Consider the following 22,357-nt stretch of genomic DNA (forward strand, 5'->3'; position numbering starts at 1 on the left):
GGTATGAGAGGTTCCGGACACAATGCAGATCGACGCTCGATTCCCCAGCGCGAAGCCGGTTTCATCCAGGGGATTGACACTCAACCGACTGCTCGGGCTTGTCGGCGGCGAGTATTTCGAGCTTGTTCATTCCGAACCGGGTGACCTCGACCGGCAGATCCATTCGGCGATGATCTACGACGCCGCCGCGCCCCCCAATCTCAATCAGGGCGACTTCGTGCTGGCGATCGGACTGGTCCCGGGCACGGGTTCCCTGGCGACGGCCATGGCGGATGCGGTACGGGCCGGTGCTGTGGCGCTGGCCTGTAAGGTCAGCACCGATCAGGAACGGGCGGCTCTGGCGGCGGAGGCCGTTCGAAGCGGCCTGCCGACATTGGCGATCAGCCGGGAGATGTCCTGGGATCAGCTGTTCACCCTCGTCCGGACGGCGCTGTCGACCGGATCTGTGTCGACGGTGGACACCCACGGCGTTCCCTACGGCGACCTGTTCGCGTTGGCCAACGCGGCTGCGGCGATGCTGGAGGGACCGGTGGTTCTCGACGACGAGAATCTCGAGGTGATCGCCTTCTCGAACCTCGACGATCCGATCGATGAGATCAGGAGGCAGTCGATCCTGCAACGTCGGCCGCCACGGGACTTCATCGACTGGTGCGAGTCCAGCGGCATTCTGCCGCGGGTGCGTCAGAGTATGCGCCCGGTCAAGGTCACACCCGACGGTGGTGCCGAGCGGTTGGTGATCGCGGTGAAGGCGGGCAGCGACATTCTGGGGTACCTCTGGGTTTCGGAGGGGGTCGCGCCGCTGGGCCAGGATGCAGCAGACACCCTCACTGAGATCGCCCGGGTTGCGGCACTGCAGATTCTGCGGTCCCGGGTCAACGATGACATGGACCGACGCGTCAGAGAGGACATGCTGCGGGGGATGCTGTCGGGACGTGGGAACCCGCGGACCTTTGCGGCCCGGTTGGGCGTCGACCCGGATTCGCAGTTCCGGATGCTGGCCTTTGTCGCGGGCGATGTCGCCGGCGACCAGGAGCTGACGAAACTCACCGTGCAATCGTTGATCGCCTGGCACTTCGAGGCGTTGGTCCCGCGTTCGGCGGTCACCGGGGTCGACGGGACGATCTATGTCTTCCTTCCAGAGCCGGCGGAACGCGGATTGTCCCGGGCCAAGCGCTGGGCGGGAGACATCATCGGCCGAGGTGACCGGCAGATCAAGGTCCGACTACGCGCCGCGATCGGGCCGGTTGTGGCGGGTGTGAGTGAAATACCTTCCGGCAAAAAGGATCTGGAACGCCTGCTGCGGCTCCCGCCGGTACCCGGAGACAATTCGATCACCTGCTATGACGATTCCAGGTCGCAGACGATCCTGGCCGAACTCGCTGAGCTCTTCGTCGACCGGCCGCGTTTGCTGCATGGCGGTGTGGCGACCCTGGTCGCGATAGACAGCCAGCGCGGCACGGAGTATCTCAACACGCTGCACACGTTCTTCGATTGCAGTTGTGACCTCACCGCGGCGGCAAAGCGCCTCTTTGTCCATCGGAACACACTCAAATACCGGTTGTCCCGCATGCACGACCTCTCGGGGATCGACCTCGAGGTGCCCGAGGAACGTCTGGTGGCCGAATTGCAGACCCGGTTCTTCGTCGCAAGTCCCGATTCACGAGCGGCCATCGAGAGCGCGTCGGTGGAATTCGACGACGAGACCGCGGTGTGATCGCGGGAAGTGCCGGTACCTTTCGCCGAGGCTGCAGAAAGTGTGAACGCAATTAGTCGATCCTGTCAGTGACAGCGCGGGCCCGATGGGCGAGTCTTGAGGGGACGATATCGCCAGCCCAGCGAAAGGTCCACTTGCCGTGAGTATTACGATCCCGCCGACTACCGAAGAACCACCAGCGAGGAGGAGTGGCCACAACCTGCCCCGGAGCGGTCCCGGGGCCCCGTCCAGTGACGAACTCGTCGGGGCACGCGTCAGACGAAGCGAGGACCCACGGATTCTGACCGGACGAACGAAGTACATCGACGACGTGATGATCTCGGGGATGCTCGAGGCGGCGGTCCTGCGTAGCCCGCATCCCCACGCGAAGATCCTTCGTATCGACACCAGCAGAGCGTTGGTCCTGCCCGGAGTGTTCGGTGTCCTCACCGGCCTCGACGTGCAGGCTGTGTGTGATGTCCAACCGGTGATCTGGCAGATGATCCCTGATCAGTTCATACCCGAGCATTACGCCATGGCCACCGATCGAGTGCGCTGGGTCGGGCAGCCGGTGGTGGCGGTGGCCGCCGTGGATCGCTATGTGGCCGAGGATGCGCTGGAGTTGATCGATGTCGACTATGAAGTACTTCCCGCCGCAGGTGATCTCGATACCGCATTGGATCCCGATGGGCCGCAGGTGTGGGATGGGCACAGCAATATATCCGGGGTGACCACCGTTCCCAAAGGGGATGTGGCGGCGGCATTCTCCGACGCCGATGTGATCGTGCGCACCACGTTGGATTACGGACGCCAGATGGGAACTCCGCTGGAGACTCGCGGAGTTGTCAGCACCTGGGATCCGATCACCGACGAACTCGACATCTGGATGTCGTCGCAGGCGCCGAACTTGGCCCGGGATCTTCTCGGTGACGTGCTCGGGATCTCGATAGAGAAGATCCGGGTACGAGTACCCGACGTCGGCGGTGGATTCGGAAACAAGTTCGACTTCTACGGTGAGGAGATCATCGCGACGATGTTGTCGAAGCGGACCGGTCGCCCGGTCAAACTGATCGAGGATCGGGCCGAGAGTTTTGTCGCGACAGTTCATTCCAGAAACCAGCGGCTTGACGTGGAACTCGCCGCGACGCGTGATGGCAAGATCACCGGTATCAGGGGCACGGTCTACCAGGTGCTCGGCGCGGTCCTGGGGACCGTCGGTGTCGGTCCGGCGTGGGCGGCGACCGCGATCATGACCGGCCCCTATGCCATCCCCAACGCCGAGGTGACGTTGAAGGCGGTGCTCACCAATCGTCCGCCGTACGGGTCTTATCGCGGATGGGGGCAGCCCAAGGGTTGCTTCGCGCATGAGCGGCTGATCGAGCTGCTGGCCCGCGAGATCGGATTGCCTGCCAACGAGATCCGGCGCCGGAATCTGATCACCGAGTTCCCGTACTTCAGTCAGGTGTTCCTGTTCGACAGTGGCGACTATCGCCGCTGTCTCGAACTGGCCGAGGAGGCGGTCGCGGAGCAGGGCTGGGACCAGGTCGTCGAAGATGCACGGGCGCAGGGCCGGTCGGTCGGGATCGGATACGGGTTCCATGTGGAGATCACCGCGTTCGGGCCCTCGCGCATCATGAACGCGGCGGGCCTGCAGCATGCGACCTTCGACGAAGAAGTGGTTCGGATGGATTCGACCGGCGGTGTCACCGTGTTCACCGGGCAGATCGGAATGGGTCAGGGTGTGCAGACGGCGATCGCCCAGGTCGCCGCCCAGACCCTCGGCGTGCCGTTGGATACGGTGACGGTGGTGCAGGGCGACACCGACAGCTGTCCTTACACGGGATACGGAACCGGCGCGAGCCGAGGGGCCGCGATGGGTGGAGCCACAGCCATGGCCGCGGCGGTGGATCTGCGGACGAAGATCCTCCGGATCGCCGGACACCTACTGGAGGCGAGCCCGGATGATCTGGTCGTGACCGATGGGGTGGTGTCGATCGTCGGTGCCCCATCTCGTTCGGTCAGCATGCGCGAGATCGGCGACGCATCGTATCGGCGGCTCCTGGGCAGGTTGCCCGAAGGCGAATCGCCCGTGTTGGAAGGCAGAGTGGTCTTCGAGCCGGAGAACGTCGCGTTCTCCAACGGCTGCAGCGCTGCTCTCATGGAGGTCGATGTGGAGACCGGACGAGCACATACCCTGGGCTACATCGTGTCTCATGATTGCGGAGTGGTCATCAATCCGATGATGGTCGACGGCCAGGTACATGGTGGCGCGGCGCAGGGGATCGGTGGTGCACTCTATGAGGAACTCGTCTACGAAGGGGGTTACCCGCAGGTCAGTTCGTTGTTCGACTATCTGGTGCCCAGCGCTGCCGACGTCCCGAGGATCCACACCAAACATCTGGAAACCCCTGCCGGTGCGATTCCGGGCGGCTTCAAGGGGGTCGGTGAGTGCGGAACGATCGGGGCCGCCTCGGCGATCTGTGCCGCCATCGAGGATGCGCTACCAGATCACGCCATCACACTCACCCAGATCCCGGTGACCCCTGTGCGGTTACGCCGGTCCATCGTCGCAGCAGAAGGTGCGTGAGATGAAGTTTCCCCCATTTGATTACGTTCGCGCCGAATCCGTCGCGGAGGCGATCGATGCACTGAGCCAGTCGGGTTCGGATGTCAAGATCCTGGCCGGAGGTCAGAGCCTGCTGCAATTGCTCGGCAGGCGTGCGGTTCGGCCCGCGGTCATCGTCGACATCAACCGGGTCGCCGAACTCGACTACATCGAACGCAGAGATGGCCAGATCGTGACCGGTGCGCTGACCCGGTACTCCGCGGCCGAGCATTCGAGGCTGTTGGCCGACGAACTGCCGCTGGTTCCCAAGGCGATCGACTACGTGGGACACACCACGATCCGCAACCGTGGCACGCTGGGAGGGAGCATTTCCTTCGGTGATCCGGCCGGTGAGTTTCCCTGCGCAGCAGTGAATCTCGATGCCGATGTGGTCATCACCAGTTTCGCCGGTATGCGTGTGGTCAAAGCAGAGGAACTGTATACCGGTCCTTACGCAACGGTTCTGCAGGCAACCGAGATGGTCACGGAGATAAGGTTTCCGTTGCCGCCTGCGAGCGCGCACTGGGCGGTGGCGGAGTTCAGTAGACGGCATCGGGATTACGCCGTCATCGCTTCCGAAGTCGGGATCGGACTCGACTCGAACGGGGTGATGGACTATGCGCGGATCGCTGTTGCGGGCGCTTCCGACCGGGTGCGACGGTTCCGGTCCGCTGAACAGGCTCTGATCGGGCAATATCCCGATGAGGCGGCAATGCGGGCGGCCGCAGAGGCGGTCTTCGTGGCTGCAGACCCGATCGCCGACGTCCACGCGCCATCCGATTTCAGGCGGGAATTGGCCCGCACCATGACATTCCGAGCCATCAAGACTGCCGTTGAGTCGGCGAAAGCGAGCAACCCGACATGACCATCAATATCGGACTCAACCTCAATGGCCGCCGACTGCAGGCCGACGTGGATCCGCGACGATCGCTGGCCGATTTTCTCAGGCGGGACTGTGGTACGGCCGGAGTGCGTCTGGGATGCGAGCACGGTGCCTGCGGGTCGTGCACCGTCGAGATGGACGGTGTCACCGCACGGTCGTGCCTGACATTGGCGGCAACCGCAGATGGCTCTGAGATCACCACGGTGGAGGGTGTTGCCGAAGTCGGCTCGATGTCGGAACTGCAGCAGCAACTCTGGGAACATCACGGATTGCAGTGCGGCTTCTGCACGTCGGGAATCATCATGGTCATCCGCGAGTTCCTGCGCGACAACCCAACACCGGACGAGGTACAGGTGCGAGAAGCACTGTCCAGTAACATTTGTCGGTGCACCGGTTATCAGAACATCGTCGACGCGGTGCTGTCGACCGTTGCGAGGACCGCCGGCGACACCGGTCCCTGATTGAAGCACACCGGCCACAAGGCCCGCACCGCGGAACTTCGCGGTGCGGGCCTTGCCTCGTGGGCGGTGAGATCAGCGGGACTGCCGATGTGCCCATGCGGCCATCGAGATGGCCGCGAGAATCAACAGCCCCTGGAAGATCTGCTGATATACCGGGTTGATCCCGAGGATGTTGAATCCGTTGCTCACCAGGGCCAAGAACGTCACACCGCAGACCGTCCGCCAGATGGCTCCCTCGCCACCGAGGATCGATGTGCCGCCGATGACGATCGCGGCGATCGCCGTCAGCTCCATACCGACGCCGATACCGGCCTGCGCTGACGAGACTCTCGAGACATCTATCATCCCTGCCAATCCTGCTGCGCCACCTGCTATCACAAAGGTCGAGAAGCGCACCAGATTCACGCGGATGCCCGACAGCCTGGCCGCTTCGGGGTTGCCGCCAACTGCGAAGATGTACCGACCGAATGTGCTGTGATGCAGAATGATCCACGTCACGACCATGAACGCCAAGAGGATCCACCCCGGGTAGCGGAGTTGGGCGAAACGCTCTGTTCCCAGCTTTCCGAATGCCTCGTCACTCACCGTCAGCACAAATCCACCCGTGACCACCAACGCGATTCCCCGGACCACAATCGACGTGGCCAGTGTGGCGATGAAGGACTGGATTCGCCCGACCGTCACGAGTAGGCCGTTTACAGCACCGATGGCCAGACCGGAGAGAATTGCCATGATCAGTCCGGGAAGCGGACCCCACGCGATGGCTGTCTTCGCGGCGATCACACCGCTGAGGGCGTACACCGCCGCGACACTCAGATCGAACCCGCCTGCGATGACGGTCAGTGTGACGGCGCACGCGATGATTCCCAGAGCCGCTTGCTGATCGACGATGTTGAGCAGATTGCGCTGCGTCAGGAAACGGCTGTTCGCGAGCGACAAGGCAATGAACAGCATCAGCGTTGCGATCAGGATCCCGTAGTGTGCGATCGCGTGTGTGACCGTCGCGGACCCGGGATGGCGGGTCCGCGACGGTGGCACCTTCTGGTCCGGCGGGTGTGGAACTGTCTGTGTCATGCGTTCTCCTCCTGTGTGATCTCCATGGCGCGCCGGCGGTCGAATGCCGCGGCCAGAACCTGTTCTTCGGTTGCTTCGGGGCCGAGTTCGGCGACAACAACGCCATCCGAGAGCACAACAACCCGATGCGCCAAACCGAGGACCTCGACGAGATCGGCGGAGATCAACACGATCGCGCAGCCCTCGGCGGCAAGCTCTGTCAGGGTGCGATAGATGGTTGCCTTTGCCCCGACGTCCACGCCGTGGGTGGGCTCATCGACGATCAGAAGTCTTGGATGGGTCGCCAACCAGCGTCCCAGCAACACCTTCTGCTGGTTACCACCCGACAGCGAACACACGGGAGCGTCTGTTCCTGTGGTGCGGATGTCGAGATCGGTACACGCGTCCGCGGCCATTGCGCGGCTGCGCGACCTCCTCAAGAATCCGGCTCTCGACATGGTGCTCAGTTGCGCGAGAACGACATTGTCCTCGACTGTCCGGGTCATGACGAGGCCTTGGGTTTTCCGGCTCTCCGGGAGCAGTGCAACACCACGGGCGATCGCGTCGCCGGGCCTGCGGAACCGCACCGGCTCGCCGTCGATCAGTATCTCCCCGCCGGTGGTCTTGGCCGATCCGAACACAGCGTGCGCCGTTTCGCTGCGCCCCGATCCGACCAGGCCTGCCAGTGCGACGATCTCACCAGGATTGACGTCGAAGCTCACTGACCGCACTGCCGGTCCGGAAGCGAGCTGCCGGACCGACAGAACCGGTGTGTCACACCGAGCCGGAGGTAATTTGGCCGGAAAGACCGACTCGAGTGGACTGCCCAACATCGATGTGATGAGTGATGTTTCGGTCTCCTGCTGCGGTTGGGTCGCCGTCCGGATCTTGGTGCCATCCCGGAATATGGTGATCCGGTCGGCCAGATCCAGGATCTCGCGCAGCCGATGTGAGACATAGACGATCGACGTTCCGGAGAGCCTGAGTTCACGCACGAGGGTGAACAGATGTTCGGCCTCGTCCTCGGTCAATGCTGCTGTGGGTTCGTCCATCACGATCAAGCGACTGCCCATGGAGAGGGCGCGTAGAATCTCCACCTCCATCTGCTGTCCCGGTCGCAGGTCACGGACCGGGGTATCGGGCCGAAGTGTGAAGCCGGTCCGGTCGATCAACTCGGTACAGCGTCGGCGCAGAGCGCCACGGCGGAGTACTCCGAAACTGTTGGGCTCGCGGCCGAGGAAGATGTTCTCCTCCACCGACCGTGCCGGCAACAGAGCCAACTCCTGCGCGATCAGAGCGATTCCGTGGGACAAGGCGTCGTGCGGGCCACCGAACCGAACGGGAACACCGTCGACCAGGAGTTGCCCACTGTCGGCTGCGTGCACACCGGCGATGATCTTGCCGACCGTTGACTTTCCGGCACCGTTCTCGCCGACCAGGCAGTGGACAGTACCGGCCTCCACGATCATGTCGATGCCGGAGAGCGCCACCGACTTTCCGAAAGTCTTTCCGATGCCCCGCAGTTCGATCAATGGAGGATCGGAGACCGCGGCACTCACTCGCCCTGCCACTGTGGTTCGAGGTCGTCCAGTTCGTCGATGTTGTCTTTGGTGATGACAGTGGGCTTTCCGCTGCGCTCACTGGCGCTGACACCGATCTGCTGATTGTCACCGCGGGCTGACGCGAGCCCGTACTCGGCGGCGAGGCGACCCTCGTCGGCCGGCAGCGACAGGAACGTTCCGTACCACCGACCCGACTTGATCGCCTCGGGCGCAGCGGTGCTGTACCCGCCGCCGATCAGTGCGATTTGCCCGGTCTTGCCGGCATCTGCCACCGCTTGTTCGGCGCCGACGGTCATCGGATCGCTACTCGTGGCGATCACGTCCAGTCCTGGATTTGCCGAGATCAGGTCTGCGGCAACAGTGAGTGAAGGGCCCGGTAGATAGCCTCCCTCCCTGACTGCAACGATCTTGATGGTTCCACCGGTTGCGGCCTTCTCCTCGACGACTTGTGTCACAGCCTGGCCGTAGGGGTCGGCCAGAGTCCCGTTGATCAGTGCCACTTCACAATTGGAATTCTCCGCGCATGCACCCTCCATCAGTTCATAGATCCATTCGCCGCGGATGGTGGCCGGATCCAGGACGCTGGCGGTCTGTCCGTCGAGTTGCGGATCACCCGATGCCGGGTCCGAACCGAGCGGAAAGTCGGTGTTGACAAACGCGATTCCCTGGTCGATCGCGTCCTGGCCGCAGCCGACCAGGTTGGTCGGTGTCACCGGAATGGTGACGATCAACTGGTATTCGCCAGAGGTGACTGCATCGTTGCACTGTTGCTGCTGTTTGTTGCTGTCGAATCCACCGTCGAACTGGACGATTTCGGCGTTGTTGGCGTCGGCGTATTCCTTGAGGCCCTCATAGGTGGCCTGCGTGTACGGATTCGCCTGTGCAAGAGGCAGATAAGCGATCTTCACACGATCATCCGGACCGGCCGACGCGTTGTCGGAATCCGAGCAACCGGCGACTATCAGGGCAATGGCTCCGGTGACCGCGGCGGCGCGTGCGATGCTGCCGGCGCTACGGCGTTCGAGTTCTGGTGACATCAAGGTTCCTGTTCTGATCGGGTTGATGAACTCTGATCAGTCTGCGAAGCGCTTGATGTGCTGACCATTGCCGCGAGCACCAAACCGGTCCCGCGGGCATGAACGAATCGCGGCAACCGACACCGCGCTCGGGCCTGGCGGAAACACCGGCGAAACACTGACGTGACGGAGCTGCACCGATCGGGCAAAGGTCACCATTCATTCTGCGCCGCAGGGACAATCGCGCGGCGTCTGACGTCGGTACGGTGAGGGGCAAGTGTTCGATCTTCGAAGGTTTGGGAGCGCCGGTGAAAGAGTTCGGAACCGACATGTCGGCATTGTTGGGCAGCGGACGCAGATTCGCTCTGGCGCGTGTGGTGGAAGTGATCGGGAGCGCGCCACTGCCGGTGGGTGCGACGATGGTCGTCGGGCCCGATGGTCAGGTGCTCGGCGGTGTGTCCGGTGGGTGTGTCGAGGCCGCTGTTGTGGTCGCCGCGCATGAATCGATCGCTGACGGCAGGACACGCGTGGGAACCTTCGGGGTCGCTGACGACGACGCGTTCGCGGCCGGACTCACCTGCGGCGGGACAATCCAGGTTCTGGTCGAATCCATTGATGCACAGAGTCGTCCGTGGTTCGAGGAGTTTCTCTCTGCCGTGACGGCCGGCATCTCCTGTGCCCTCTGGAGTGACCTTCCGATGGCCGGCAATGCGGACCAGGTGGGGGAGTGGCTGGTCGGGCGCGGGGTGGGTACGGCGGCGGGCTTCGTGGGCAGCAATGTACCGGGCGGCCCGATACATGAGACACCGCAGGCGCCGATCGCCGGGGACATACGAGAGCTGCTCCGGCTGGGTCGATCACAGATCCGCCGGTATTGCGGATTCGACGGCGGTGATGGGACCACCACTGCGGCTGCGTTTGTGCAGACCTTCTCGAAGCCACCACGGCTTGTCATCGTCGGCGCTGTCGACCTCGCGAGAGCCTTGAGCCGACTGGGTACGAACCTCGGGTACGAAACCGTGGTGTGCGATGCGCGTCCGCTTTTCGCCACGCGGCAACGGTTTCCGGATGCCGGTCGAGTCGTCTGTCAATGGCCGGAGAAGTTCATCGCGGCCGAGGATCTCGATGCGCGATCGGTGATTTGTGTCCTGACGCATGATCACAAGTTCGATGTGCCAGCACTCATGGCCGCGCTGGAAACCCCCACGGGTTACATCGGTGCATTGGGAAGCCGGGCAACCCACCTGGATCGCACCGCCCGGCTGTCGGCGGGCGGTGCCAAAGAGACAGATCTGCAGAGGATTCACTCACCGCTGGGTCTGGACATCGGTGGCCGGACAGCCGAGCAGACCGCAGTCTCGATCATGGCAGAAGTCATCGCCTGTGCCCACGGTCGCAGCGGTGCCTCGCTGAGCACGATCGGCGCCCCCATCCACTGATCGAGCCGATCCGGATCAGTCGGCTGGAAGTGCGCGGAGCCGTGGTTCGAGATGTGTCCGGAACAGTTCGAGGAATCGGCGCTGGTCGTGGCCGGGCGCATGGAAGACGAGGTGGTTCAGCCCGGCCGCGGTGTAAGGCTTGATCAACTCGACCACTTCGTCCGGGTCTGTCGCGACGATCCAGCGCTTGGCAACCTGGGTCAGGGGGAGTTCGTCGGCAGCCCGTTCCATCTCGATGGGATCCTCGATGGAGTGCTTCTGCTCGGGGGTCAGGGACAGCGGTGCCCAGAACCGGGTGTTCTCCAGCGCCAGTTGACGATCCGTTTCGTATGAGATCTTGATCTCGACCAGATGGTCGACCGACCCGATGTCGCGGCCGGCCCGCTCGGCGCCCTCGGCCACAGCGGGAATCAGCTTGTCGGTGTATAGCTCCATTCCCTTGCCGGATGTGCAGATGAAACCGTCGCCGACACGGCCCGCAAACCGCGCGACCACCGGCCCTCCTGCCGCGACGTAGATCGGCACCCCGTCGGCGGGTACGTCGTATATGGATGCACCCTGCGTGCGGTAGTAGTCACCTTCGAATGTGACCCGGCCGCCCTCCCAGAGCCGGCGCATCAGTGCCACCGACTCGCGAAGCCGCGCGAACCTCTCCTTGAACCCCGGCCATTCGCCCTCGAATCCGGTGGCCACTTCGTTGAGTGCCTCTCCCGAACCGACGCCCAGGATGATTCGGTCGGGATACAGACAGGCCATGGTTGCAAACGCCTGTGCGACAACTGCGGCGTTGTAACGAAATGTCGGTGTCAACACCGATGTACCGAGCACCAGCCGCTGCGTCCGTTCGCCGACGGCGGTCATCCAGGCGAGCGAGAACGGCGCATGTCCACCTTGATGGCGCCAAGGCTGGAAGTGGTCGCTGACCATCGCCGAGTCCATACCCGACGACTCAGCGAGGACCGCGAGTTCGACGAGTTCACGCGGCGCGAACTGTTCGGCGGAAGCCTTGTACCCCAGCTTTATTTCTCGACTCACCATTACTCCTCGGCGTTGACGTCACTGTGGTCTCAACGATGTCGGAGATGGGTACGGTGCGATATCGACAGAACTGAAAGGGTTCGGCCCGACGGTTGTCTGCCGCGGAGAACGATCACCGCCACCGATGTGCCGCGAGCGGACGAATCATCCGCTCACCAGGTCGGTGTGCCGACCGCCTGGAAGGTCAGGTAGCTCTGATGGAACGGGTCGAGCTCGATCTTCTGCGTGCGGAAGCCGGCTTTGATCAGGTCGGGGAGCACCGCCAGGAATCGCGGCAGGCTCGCGGCGTACACGTCGACGCGCAGGCGGTGTCCAGGCTCGAGGATGGCGTCGGTCGGGACCAGGTCGATGTCGAGGTCGACCGGCACGTGCGGTTCCACCTTGAGTTTGCGCTTGCGGCTCAGTGGATGGTGCGCCAGGAGCAGCGAACCGTCTTCGGCGTATTCGCACAACTCCGGATCCAGGGAGCGGTTGGAGGACGTCAACGAACCGTTCGTCAGGACCGTCGAGGTCCCGTCGGGTGCAACATCATTGAGGGTCACCGCCCACAATGCGTCGGTTCCGGCGCACGTGGTGCGCAGATGCAGGTTGATCGATCCGGAGATCTGGACCGGCTCCGACACCGGGTCGGTGGTGAACGACAACGCCCCACGCTCCTGGAACCGGGCGTCGGTGGTGAATCGCTTGCCCAGGATCCGCGTCGCACCGGCGGTCACCTGTGTCATGTCCCGCGACACCATGCCCCGGGCGTCGGGGCGCACTCCCAACCTCTGTGACACGGTGTTGACCGTGCTTCCGAGGCTGCCGTCGTGGACGCTGTGCTTCGAACTGCCCGAGCTTGCCGCCGACAGGTAGAGGCGCTGTACCCGGGATTCGTTGCGCGGGAACGACTGTCCCGACGTCCAGGCACCACCCTGTTGCTGCAGGGTCACCGGACCGTATTCGTCGACGCCGTTGTCGATGCCCTTGAGCCAGCGGTCGAACCATGCTCGCTCGAGTACGTCGACCCGCGGCGGCGAGACCCGTCCGCCGAATCCGAGACCGGCGTCGATGTGATAGCCGTCGGCCATGACCAGCTGTTTCTGGCCCGGGGGCAGGTTCAGCTGGTTGTAGATGCGAGTTGCGCTGCGGCCGAACAGATCGTGCCAGCCGCCGAACACAAAGGTCGGTGCGGTGATCTGATCGATGTTGGGATCACGCTCGTCGAAGTAGGGGTCGTCGTAGATCCTCGGATCGGCACCGGTGAGGAATCCTGTTGCCAGCGAGCCGATCTCGGTCGCGGGGGATGCCAGGCGGGCCTTGAGCCACTTCAGCGCGTTGGAGCCCATCACATCGCTGAGCGCGGTGGACGGGTTGGGGAGCCACTTGAGCAGGTTCACCCCGGCCAGCCAGATCGGGATGAATGCCGACGGCGCACCGCCGGTGATGTAGATGTCGCGGACGATGTCCTCGCAGCCCTCGACCGCAAAAACCGCCTTGAGGTGCGGCGACCCGTTACCGGCGGCCTGCAGGGAGTTGATGGCGGAGTACGACCATCCGGCCATGCCGACATTTCCGTCGCACCACTGTTGGTCGACGGCCCAGTCGATGACCTCGATCGAGTCACGCTGTTCGCGCTCCCCGAGGATCTGCCACCGGCCATGTGAGGTGCCGGTACCGCGAACATCGACGACAAGCTGCACGTATCCGCTCTGGACCAGCTTGCGGTTGATGCCGAACACGTCGAGGATGCCGCCGGACAGCGGGGGCAACGGCAAGTGGTGGGTGGCCTGATCGATGAGGTCGAGTACGGCGCGGTTGTACGGATTGATCGAGATGACCGTGGGCAGCGCAGTGGTGACGTCGTCCCCGGCGTGGTCGACCGGCCGGATGAGTGTGGCCCGCAACCGGACGCCGTCACTCATCTCCAGTTCGACGTTCCGGCTGATCGACACCGACGGGAACTCGGTTTCGCCGTCGACCAGTTCACGCCACCAGCGCGCATTCGCGCCGCCGGTCGGATCTCCAAGCGGGAGTGTGGGTGTGGTCCGGGTGACCCCACGGCTCACCGCGGACTCGTACGGGCTCATCTGATACACCATGGCGCTCCCTCTCCACTGCCGGGAGGGAAGCCGACAACCGGCAACAACCGGGTGATGACCCGGGGATTGCAGGTCGCGGCAACACTCCATCGTGTTGCTGGCCAGTGCTACTCGGCATTCGTGACCGGACTCACACTGGACTGGTTGCACCAATGTAGCCGAGCGGGCGTTCGGTCGCGACAATCGGGTTATCCCGGGTTCACAATTTGACCGGTATGTGGCCGATTTGTGACCGGGCGGCACTTACGGGTACTGTTTCCCCTTGGTGTTCGTGGGTCATATGCCCGCGAATGTCAGTTCAACCAGAGACCGTTGGTTACCGGTGCGCGCTTGTCGCGAATCGGCCGAAGGCCCGACTTTACGTCGGCGGCCCACGCAGGGAGAACGAGGTATCGCCGTGAGGTGGCCATGTGCCCCTCGCCCGTGTGCGCCCCGTGCCCTGTGCCGGGGCGTTTGTCGTTGGTGGGGCCCCCGGCCACTTCGATGCAGTCGCGCTCCTACGTGCCAACCGACACGTCATGAGAGGAGGCGAAGTATGGCAAACACCGAAAAGGTCACCGCAGTCGCGGAGATCACCGAGCAGTTCAAGGGAGCCACCGCAGCAGTTGTCACGGAATACCGTGGCCTGTCGGTCAAGCAGATCTCTGAACTGCGTCGTTCACTCGGCGAAGGCGCCGTCTACTCCGTCGCCAAGAACACCCTGGTCAAGCGTGCCGCAGCTGATGCGGGCGTGACCGGTCTGGACGAGCTGTTCTCTGGCCCCACCGCTATCGCCTTCATCGAAGGTGAGCCGGTTGTGGCGGCCAAGGCGATCAAGAACTTCGCCAAGGACAACAAGGCTCTCGTCATCAAGGGCGGGTTCATGGACGGCCGCGCGCTGTCCGTGGAAGAGGTCAATCAGATCGCCGACCTCGACTCGCGCGAGGTACTCCTTGCAAAGCTCGCCGGTGCCATGAAGGGCAACTTGGCAAAGGCCGCGGGTCTGTTCAGTCAGCCCGCTTCGCAGGTCGCACGTCTTGCGGCCGCACTGCAAGAAAAGCAAGCCGCGGGCGCACCCGCAGAAGCGGCCGAATAACCCCCCAAAACCGCCCGGTCGCCGCCTCGGCGTGGACCGGGAAAGACAGAAAGGATTGCCACCATGGCAAAGCTCTCCGCTGACGAGCTCATCGATCAGTTCAAGGAACTCACCCTGCTGGAACTCAGCGACTTCGTGAAGAAGTTCGAAGAGGTCTTCGAGGTCACCGCTGCTGCTCCCGTCGCCGTTGCCGCTGCCGGCGCTCCGGCTGCCGCTGAAGCCGCTGCTGAGCAGGACGAGTTCGACGTCGTGCTCGAGTCGGCCGGCGACAAGAAGATCCAGGTCATCAAGGTCGTCCGTGAGGTCGTCTCGGGACTGGGTCTGAAGGAAGCCAAGGATCTCGTCGAGTCTGCCCCCAAGGCACTGCTCGAGAAGGTCGACAAGGACGCTGCCGAGGCAGCCAAGGCCAAGCTCGAAGAGGCCGGCGCCAAGGTGTCCGTCAAGTAATTCCGATCTGATCGTCAGGATCAGGTATTGCCGGATCCGATCAGAACGAACAACGACCCCCAGCTTCGGCTGGGGGTCGTTGTGTTTTTTCGCCTCGGTAAAAATTTCGGGCACCCCGCACGGCAGCCGAAGTTACTCGTCGGTAACCAAATTTTTCTTCTACCAGCGACAACTCCGAAGCACGCCGCCAACTGGCCTCCCACCTTCGATGACGCCCAATCTGTGAAACCTGGACAGCGCGTTTATTCATTGCCTTCCGTGGGTTACAGTGAGCCGAACCACACGGTTCCGCGGCGGGGGCGGACTTCATTTGGAGGGACATTTCAGTGGGTGTTGAGGTCAGTGTTGAGGGACTTACCAAGTCGTTCGGGTCGCAGAATATTTGGCGTGATGTCTCGCTGACGCTCCCGCAGGGTGAGGTCAGTGTTCTGCTCGGTCCGTCGGGTACTGGTAAGTCGGTGTTCCTCAAGTCGCTGATCGGTCTGCTGCATCCGGAGCAGGGGTCGGTGATCATCGACGGCACCGACATCACGAAGTGTTCTTCGCGTGAGCTCTATGAGATCCGCAAGTTGTTCGGTGTGCTGTTCCAGGACGGGGCCCTGTTCGGCTCGATGAGCCTGTACGACAACATCGCTTTCCCGCTTCGTGAGCACACGAAGAAGAAGGAAGACGAGATCCGTCAGATCGTGATGGACAAGATCGAACTGGTCGGTCTGACCGGTGCCGAGCACAAGCTGCCCGGTGAGATCTCCGGTGGTATGCGCAAGCGCGCCGGCCTGGCTCGCGCTCTGGTGCTCGATCCGCAGATCATTTTGTGTGATGAGCCGGACTCGGGTCTGGATCCGGTGCGTACCGCGTATCTGTCGCAGTTGCTGATCGATATCAACGCTCAGATCGACGCAACGATCCTGATCGTGACCCACAACATTCAGGTCGCGCGGACGGTGCCCGACAACATCGGCATGCTCTTCCGTAAGGAGCTGGTCATGTTCGGCCCGCGTGAGGTGCTGTTGACCTCGGATGAGCCGGTGGTCGATCAGTTCCTCAACGGCCGTCGTATCGGTCCGATCGGTATGTCGGAGGAGAAGGACGACGCGCAGCAGAAGCGTGAGCAGGAGATGGTCGATGCCGGCCATTCCGACGGCGGAACGGCGGAGGATGTGCGCGGTATCGTGCCGCAGCTGCAGGCCACGCCTGGTATGCCCGAGCGTAAGGCGGTGGCTCGTCGTCAGGCCCGGGTCCGGGAGATTTTGCATACATTGCCGCCGGCGGCGCAGCAGGCAATCGAGGAGTCGTTTGTTGTCGAGGAAGCCGCGCAGGCAAAGCAGCGTCAGGCCGCGCACCGCATGGCACCGGCCGGAGCCTCGGGCTATGAACAGACCCAGTCATACGACCAGGGCCAGCAGTACGAGCAGACCCAACCCCAGTACCCCGCTTCGGACGCACAGACCGAACAGTTCCCCGCTTATCGGCCAGGAGACAAGGCTCTGTAGATGACCAGTGCCACCACGCGTGGTGTCGATCGGGTTGCAAAGGCCGGTACGGGCGCGCTCGCCCAAACCGGCAACATTGTTCAGCTTTTCGTCGATGTCGCACGCCAGACTTTCGTGCGCCCTTTTCAGTGGCGTGAGTTCATCCAGCAGGCCTGGTTCATCGCCAGTGTGACCATCCTGCCGACCGCGCTTGTCGCCATCCCGTTCGGCGCGATCGTGTCGCTGCAGACCGGGTCATTGATCCGGCAGCTCGGCGCCGAATCGTTCACCGGTGCCGCCAGCGTGCTGGTGGTGATCCAACAGGGAGCGCCACTGGTGACGTCGCTGCTCGTGGCCGGTGCCGCCGGTTCGGCCGTGACGGCCGATCTCGGATCTCGGACCATCCGCGAAGAGATCGATGCCATGAAGGTGCTGGGTATCAATCCGGTTCAGCGCCTGGTGGTTCCCCGAGTGCTGGCCATGATCCTGGTGGCCGTACTCCTGTGTGGCCTGGTCTCGGTGGTCGGTATCGCCGGAGGCTATTTCTTCAACGTGATCGTGCAGGACGGAACGCCCGGTGCCTATCTGGCGTCGTTCAGCGCCCTCGCGCAGTTGCCGGACATCTACGTGGCAGAGATCAAGGCCGCCGTCTTCGGTGTCATCGCCGGTGTGGTGGCGGCGTACAAGGGGCTCAATCCCAAAGGCGGTCCCAAGGGTGTGGGTGATGCGGTCAATCAGGGTGTTGTCATCACCTTCTTGTTGCTGTTCTTCGCGAACTTGATCATCACTGCGGTTTACCTGCAGATCGTTCCGGCCAAGGGTTCATAGGAGAACAGGTGACGATCGCCAGAGGCCGAGGAGATCTCGGTTATCGCGCAGGCAAGATCGCGCGTGTTCCGCTACGTATCCTCGATGGTGCGGGCGACCAGATGTCGTTCTACGGACGAGCCATCGGCTGGTCGCCCCGAACCATCCGCCGCTACCCGAAAGAGCTGCTGAGGCTGCTCGCCGAGGTTGCGTTCGGTTCGGGTGGACTCGCCGTCATCGGCGGCACCATCGGCGTGATGGTGCTGATGTCCGGCTTCACCGGCGTGGTGGTCGGGCTGCAGGGCGCCAACGCCCTCGACCAGCTCGGTTCGCAGGCCCTGACCGGATTCCTCGCGGCATATGCCAACACCCGTGAGGTCGCGCCGCTCGTGGCCGGACTCGCGTTGTCGGCGACAGTGGGCTGTGGCTTCACCGCGCAGCTCGGTGCCATGCGGATCTCCGAAGAGATCGACGCGCTCGAGACGATGGCGGTGCCGTCGATCCCGTTCCTCGTGACCACTCGCGTGCTGGCCGGATTCGTCGCGGTCATCCCGCTGTACGTGCTCGGACTGCTGTCGGCCTACTTCGCGTCGAGGCTGATAGCCACGCAGTTCACCGGCCAGTCGTCCGGTTCCTACGACCACTACTTCAATCTGTTCCTGCCCCCGGAAGATGTGCTCTGGTCATTTGGCAAGGTGCTGATCTTTGCCTTCGTGATCATCCTCGTGCACTGCTACTACGGCTACTACGCAACCGGCGGCCCCGCCGGCGTCGGCGTGGCGGTCGGGCACGCCGTGCGCGCGGCTCTGGTCATCATCGCGATCCTCGACTTCTTCCTGGGCTTGGCCATCTGGGGCACCACCACCTCCGTACGAGTGGGGGGCTAACCCGATGCAGGCACTACGTCGCCGGGCCCTCGGTCTGGTGTTCTTCCTCGTTGTCGCGTTGTTCCTGACGCTGACGATCATGCAGTACAACAAGTCGTTCACGGACACGGTCGACGTGAAGCTCGTGACCACCTCGGCGGGTAATTCGTTGCCCTCCAACGCCGATGTGAAGGCCCGCGGCCTGATCGTCGGCACGGTCAGCGAGGTCGCCCCGAACATCGAGGACGGCTCGGTCACCGTGACCCTGGCACTGCAGCCGGACAAGGTCGATCTGCTGCCCGACGACACCACGGCGCGCATCCTCCCGAAGACCCTCTTCGGTGAGCGGTACGTGGCGTTGCAGATCCCCGAAGGCCAGGAGGCATCTTCCGCCGATCATCTGTCCGCCGGATCGACGATCGACGAAGACATGTCGGGTAACGCCGTCGAACTCCAGGAGCTGTTCGACCAACTGCTCCCGGTCCTCGAGGCCATCCCGCCCGCCGACCTCAATGTGACGCTGTCCGCGTTGTCGAAGGCGCTGACCGGCAACGGCGAGAAGCTGGGCACGAGCTTGACCGAGCTCAACACCATCTTCACCGAGATCAACCAGAACATGCCCGAACTGCAGGGCACTCTGCGTGGGCTGGCGAGTTTCTCCCAGACCTACTCCGAGGCGCTGCCCGACCTTGTGGATTCGTTGGACAACCTGCGCACGACAACCAACACGCTGTACGAGAAGCAAGGTGATCTGAAGACCACGATCGCCGCGGTCACCCAGGTCGCCATCGACGGCACCAACTTCCTGGTGACCAACCGGCAGGACCTGGTCGATCTGGCCATCGAGTCCGAGCCGCTGCTCACGGCACTGGCAAAGCAATCACCGGCATTTCCCTGCACGTTCAAGAACTTCGCCGGACTCGTTCCCGAGGCCACCGTCATCACCGGCGCGGGCACCGAGAATCCCGGTGTCCGGGTGAGCCTGCGGTTCGTCAACCCCCGCGGCCGGTACCTGCCGAACCAGGACGAACCGCGGATGCTCGATGAGCGTGGACCGACCTGCTACCCGCTGGCGACCAACGGTCGGCCGTTTCCGCAGTACCCGGGTGGTTCGGTGAACGACGGTTCCTACCAACCGCCGTCCCGTAACGCCGGACCGCGCAACGTTCCCGAGATGCCGGCAGCGCAGTACTCGACCATGCCCGAGGGGACCGCCACCGAGCAGACGCCTGTCGCCACCTACAACGACCGTCGGAACAAGCTCCAGATGCAGGCGATCGTGGCGGCCGCGGCCGGCAAAGATCCGTCCGAGATCCCGGGCTGGATCACGGTCCTCGCGGCGCCCACCATGCAGGGAACGCAGGTGACCATCAAATGAAGGGCTTGCTTGCACCACTGATCAAACTGATCGTGTTCGCGGTGGTCACCGTGTTCGCGACCTCGGTGCTGGCCTTTGCCGTCGCAAACGGTGGCGGAGGCGGCGGCACCGACTTCAACGCGATCTTCGAGGATGCGACCCAGGTCGCTCCCGGCGACGACGTCCGGATCGCCGGCGTCAAGGTCGGCCAGGTCAGCGGCGTGGAGATCCACGATCGCTCCCAGGCCAAAGTCAGCTTCTCGGTCGACCGCGACCGGCTTCCCGCCGGCGTCCGAGTCGTGATCAAGCTCCGCAACCTCACCGGGCAGCGGTACCTGGCCCTCGAGAAGGGCCCGGGTGATCAGGCGCAGACCATCGGCGGCGGAACCACCATCGGACTGTCCAACACCGTTGAGGCGATCAACCTCACCGAGCTCTTCAACGGATTCAAGCCGCTGTTCCAGCAGCTGACGGCCGAGGACGTGAACAAGCTGTCGGCGTCCATCATCCAGGTGTTCCAAGGTGAGAGCGGCACGATCTCCGAACTCGTCCGCGACACTGCAAGCCTGACGAACACGATCGCCGACAAGGATGCCGTGATCGGCAGCCTGATCGACAACCTCAACGCGGTGCTGGGCAACCTCAACGCACACGATGAGCAGTTCACCGCACTGCTGACCAACACCGAGAAGTTCGTGACCGGGCTTGCCGCACAGAAGGGTTCGATCGGGTCGGCGATCACGTCGCTGTCGAACCTGACCGCGGTGACGTCATCGATCCTGCAACCCACCCGGCCCGCGATCCAGGGTTCGATCGCGGCACTCAACGACCTGGGCACCACGGTCGTGGAGCAGCAGGACGCGATCAAACAGACGCTGAACAACCTGCCGACCAAGCTCCAGAAGATCGGCCGGGCAGCAACATTCGGTTCGTGGTTCCAGTTCTATCTCTGCGGCTTGGACGTGACTGCCGGCAACGGCCAGAGCGTGCTGCTGACACAGCCGCTGGTCCCCATCCCGGACATCAACCATGTGCTCTACACCAGCGCCGCGACGCGCTGCTGGGCGAATGAGGATCCACCGTGATGTGGACAAGCGGGAACATGACAACACGCCGGACGGCGCACAGTGGGGAGGTGAGTTGATGAGTGAACGACCAGGTGAGGGCAGAAGCCCGGTGACCGTGGGCTTCCTCGGCATCCTGATCCTGCTGATGGTTTCCTCGTCGGCCTTCTTCCTCAATTCGTTGCCGCTCCTGGGCGCCGGCGTCACCTACGCGGCGAACTTCTCCGAGGCCGCCGGACTCAAGCCGGGCGCCGAGGTACGCGTCGCCGGCGTCAAGGTCGGCGATGTGCGAGAGGTCGACCTCGACGGCGACAAGGTTCGGGTCGCGATGCGGGTGAACAACGCCTGGATCGGTGACCAGACCCGGGCGTCCATCCAGATCAAAACCGTTCTGGGACAGAAGTACGTCGCGCTCGATCCTCAGGGCAGCAAGATCGCCGACCCCGACGACGTGATCCCGCTCAGCCGCACCACCTCGCCGTACGACGTGATCGAGGCGTTCTCCGACGCCGCCGATCAGATCGACGAGACCAACACCGATCAGCTCGCGACAAGCATGCGCACCCTCTCGGACGCATTCTCCGGAACCCCCGCCGATCTGCGGTCGTCGCTCGACGGTCTGACCCGGCTCTCGGAGACGATCGCCAGCCGCGACGCGAAGGTGCAGGAGCTGCTGGAGGCGACCAAGGACACGTCCAAGCTCCTGGCCGACCGCAACGCGGAGTTCGAGCGGCTGATCTCCGGAGCGGGGGAGTTGCTGACCGAGCTCAACAATCGTCAGCAGTCGATCTCGACCCTGTTGTCGAGCACGATCACGCTGTCGGATGCGTTGTCGGGCATCGTCAAGGACAACCAGGAACAGATCGGTCCGACGCTCGAAACCCTGAAGCAGGTGACCGTGATCCTGCAGGACCAGAACGAGAACCTGCGGCAGTCGCTGACCTACATGGCCCCGTTCTACCGGCTCTACGCCAACGTGCTCGGTAACGGCCGCTGGTTCGAATCCGTGGTGACCAACATCCTGCCGCCGGCGTTGCCGCAGCAGAACACCACCCGGCCGCCGGTCATGAACAACACCACACTCAACAGCGGCGGAACGGAGGCCGGCGGATGATGACCACGGCACGCGACCTCCAAGGCACCCGGGGACCCGGGCGCTGGTTCACCCCCAAGCACATCGTGTTCATCGTCGTGGCGCTGATCCTGGCGCTGCTGATCGCGGGCTCGTTGTGGTGGGTTTTCAAGCGCGTCACCAGCTCCACCGTGACCGCGTACTTCCGCAGCAGCGTCGGCATCTACGAGGGCAGCGATGTCCGGGTACTGGGTGTCGAGGTCGGTCAGGTGACCGAGGTGACCCCACAGGGTGACCGGGTTCGCGTGAAGATGCGCGTCGACGGCAGCGTCGATCTGCCCGCCGACGTCGGCGCCGCGCAGATCA

The 22,357-nt window shown here is 63.5% G+C and carries 19 protein-coding genes; 14 read left to right on the plus strand and 5 right to left on the minus strand.

What is annotated here, in order from left to right; genetic code table 11:
• Nucleotides 1–22 precede the first annotated feature (22 nt).
• The 4 genes from VIQ49_RS23170 (at nt 23) to VIQ49_RS23185 (ending at nt 5,642) form a co-directional block, all read left to right on the plus strand.
• Nucleotides 23–1,714, plus strand: coding sequence for a helix-turn-helix domain-containing protein (locus VIQ49_RS23170; protein ID WP_331888941.1), 1,692 nt, complete (start codon nt 23–25; stop codon nt 1,712–1,714).
• A gap of 139 nt (nt 1,715–1,853) precedes the next feature.
• A complete protein-coding gene (locus VIQ49_RS23175) occupies nt 1,854–4,280 on the plus strand; it encodes a xanthine dehydrogenase family protein molybdopterin-binding subunit (RefSeq protein ID WP_331888942.1) in 2,427 nt (808 codons plus the stop codon).
• A gap of 1 nt (nt 4,281) precedes the next feature.
• Nucleotides 4,282–5,163, plus strand: a complete 882-nt coding sequence (locus VIQ49_RS23180; RefSeq protein WP_331888943.1) for an FAD binding domain-containing protein — start codon at nt 4,282–4,284, stop codon at nt 5,161–5,163.
• On the plus strand, nt 5,160–5,642 hold the full coding sequence (locus VIQ49_RS23185) for a (2Fe-2S)-binding protein (RefSeq protein ID WP_331888944.1): 483 nt from the start codon (nt 5,160–5,162) through the stop codon (nt 5,640–5,642). Before VIQ49_RS23180 ends, VIQ49_RS23185 begins: the two co-directional genes overlap by 4 nt.
• Before the next feature lie 72 nt (nt 5,643–5,714).
• Here VIQ49_RS23185 and VIQ49_RS23190 read toward each other — a convergent pair whose 3' ends face one another.
• From VIQ49_RS23190 to VIQ49_RS23200, 3 genes are read right to left on the minus strand one after another with little or no spacing between them, the layout of a single operon-like run.
• Entirely contained in the window at nt 5,715–6,716 is a 1,002-nt protein-coding gene (locus VIQ49_RS23190) for an ABC transporter permease (RefSeq protein WP_331888945.1), read from the minus strand.
• A complete protein-coding gene (locus VIQ49_RS23195; RefSeq protein WP_331888946.1) occupies nt 6,713–8,254 on the minus strand; it encodes a sugar ABC transporter ATP-binding protein in 1,542 nt (513 codons plus the stop codon). The genes VIQ49_RS23190 and VIQ49_RS23195 overlap by 4 nt, the downstream gene beginning before the upstream one ends.
• Nucleotides 8,251–9,294, minus strand: a complete 1,044-nt coding sequence (locus VIQ49_RS23200) for a sugar ABC transporter substrate-binding protein (RefSeq protein WP_331888947.1) — start codon at nt 9,292–9,294, stop codon at nt 8,251–8,253. Before VIQ49_RS23200 ends, VIQ49_RS23195 begins: the two co-directional genes overlap by 4 nt.
• A gap of 287 nt (nt 9,295–9,581) precedes the next feature.
• Between VIQ49_RS23200 and VIQ49_RS23205 the strand changes: the two genes are divergently transcribed.
• Nucleotides 9,582–10,712, plus strand: a complete 1,131-nt coding sequence (locus VIQ49_RS23205; RefSeq protein WP_331888948.1) for an XdhC family protein — start codon at nt 9,582–9,584, stop codon at nt 10,710–10,712.
• A gap of 15 nt (nt 10,713–10,727) precedes the next feature.
• On the opposite strand, the gene fgd is transcribed toward VIQ49_RS23205, so the two are convergent.
• A complete protein-coding gene (gene fgd, locus VIQ49_RS23210; protein WP_331888949.1) occupies nt 10,728–11,747 on the minus strand; it encodes a glucose-6-phosphate dehydrogenase (coenzyme-F420) in 1,020 nt (339 codons plus the stop codon).
• Between the two features lie 155 nt (nt 11,748–11,902).
• Nucleotides 11,903–13,831 carry a CocE/NonD family hydrolase gene (locus tag VIQ49_RS23215; protein ID WP_414731697.1) on the minus strand — a complete coding sequence of 643 codons (1,929 nt, stop codon included), beginning with the start codon at nt 13,829–13,831 and terminating at the stop codon, nt 11,903–11,905.
• Nucleotides 13,832–14,366: 535 nt separating this feature from the next.
• On the opposite strand from VIQ49_RS23215, the gene rplJ reads away from it, so the two are divergent.
• From rplJ to VIQ49_RS23260, 9 genes are all read left to right on the plus strand, one after another.
• On the plus strand, nt 14,367–14,906 hold the full coding sequence (rplJ, locus tag VIQ49_RS23220; RefSeq protein ID WP_331888951.1) for a 50S ribosomal protein L10: 540 nt from the start codon (nt 14,367–14,369) through the stop codon (nt 14,904–14,906).
• Nucleotides 14,907–14,969: 63 nt separating this feature from the next.
• Complete coding sequence (gene rplL / locus VIQ49_RS23225; protein ID WP_331888952.1) at nt 14,970–15,353, plus strand: 50S ribosomal protein L7/L12; 384 nt, start codon at nt 14,970–14,972, stop codon at nt 15,351–15,353.
• Between the two features lie 326 nt (nt 15,354–15,679).
• Nucleotides 15,680–16,846 carry an ABC transporter ATP-binding protein gene (locus VIQ49_RS23230; protein WP_331888953.1) on the plus strand — a complete coding sequence of 389 codons (1,167 nt, stop codon included), beginning with the start codon at nt 15,680–15,682 and terminating at the stop codon, nt 16,844–16,846.
• A complete protein-coding gene (locus VIQ49_RS23235; RefSeq protein ID WP_331888954.1) occupies nt 16,847–17,653 on the plus strand; it encodes an ABC transporter permease in 807 nt (268 codons plus the stop codon). It abuts the gene before it with no gap.
• Complete coding sequence (locus tag VIQ49_RS23240; RefSeq protein ID WP_414731698.1) at nt 17,650–18,519, plus strand: MlaE family ABC transporter permease; 870 nt, start codon at nt 17,650–17,652, stop codon at nt 18,517–18,519. Before VIQ49_RS23235 ends, VIQ49_RS23240 begins: the two co-directional genes overlap by 4 nt.
• A gap of 4 nt (nt 18,520–18,523) precedes the next feature.
• Complete coding sequence (locus tag VIQ49_RS23245; protein ID WP_331888956.1) at nt 18,524–19,876, plus strand: MCE family protein; 1,353 nt, start codon at nt 18,524–18,526, stop codon at nt 19,874–19,876.
• The gene (locus VIQ49_RS23250; RefSeq protein ID WP_331888957.1) at nt 19,873–20,940 is read left to right on the plus strand and encodes an MlaD family protein; all 1,068 of its coding nucleotides are present in this window, start codon (nt 19,873–19,875) and stop codon (nt 20,938–20,940) included. Before VIQ49_RS23245 ends, VIQ49_RS23250 begins: the two co-directional genes overlap by 4 nt.
• A gap of 58 nt (nt 20,941–20,998) precedes the next feature.
• Nucleotides 20,999–22,033, plus strand: coding sequence for an MCE family protein (locus VIQ49_RS23255; RefSeq protein WP_331888958.1), 1,035 nt, complete (start codon nt 20,999–21,001; stop codon nt 22,031–22,033).
• A partial coding sequence (locus VIQ49_RS23260; protein ID WP_331888959.1) for an MlaD family protein occupies nt 22,033–22,357 on the plus strand: 325 nt, incomplete at its 3' end. The genes VIQ49_RS23255 and VIQ49_RS23260, both read left to right, overlap by 1 nt.

The organism is Williamsia sp. (genome assembly GCF_036566845.1).
In the GTDB taxonomy this organism is placed as follows: Bacteria; Actinomycetota; Actinomycetes; order Mycobacteriales; family Mycobacteriaceae; genus Williamsia.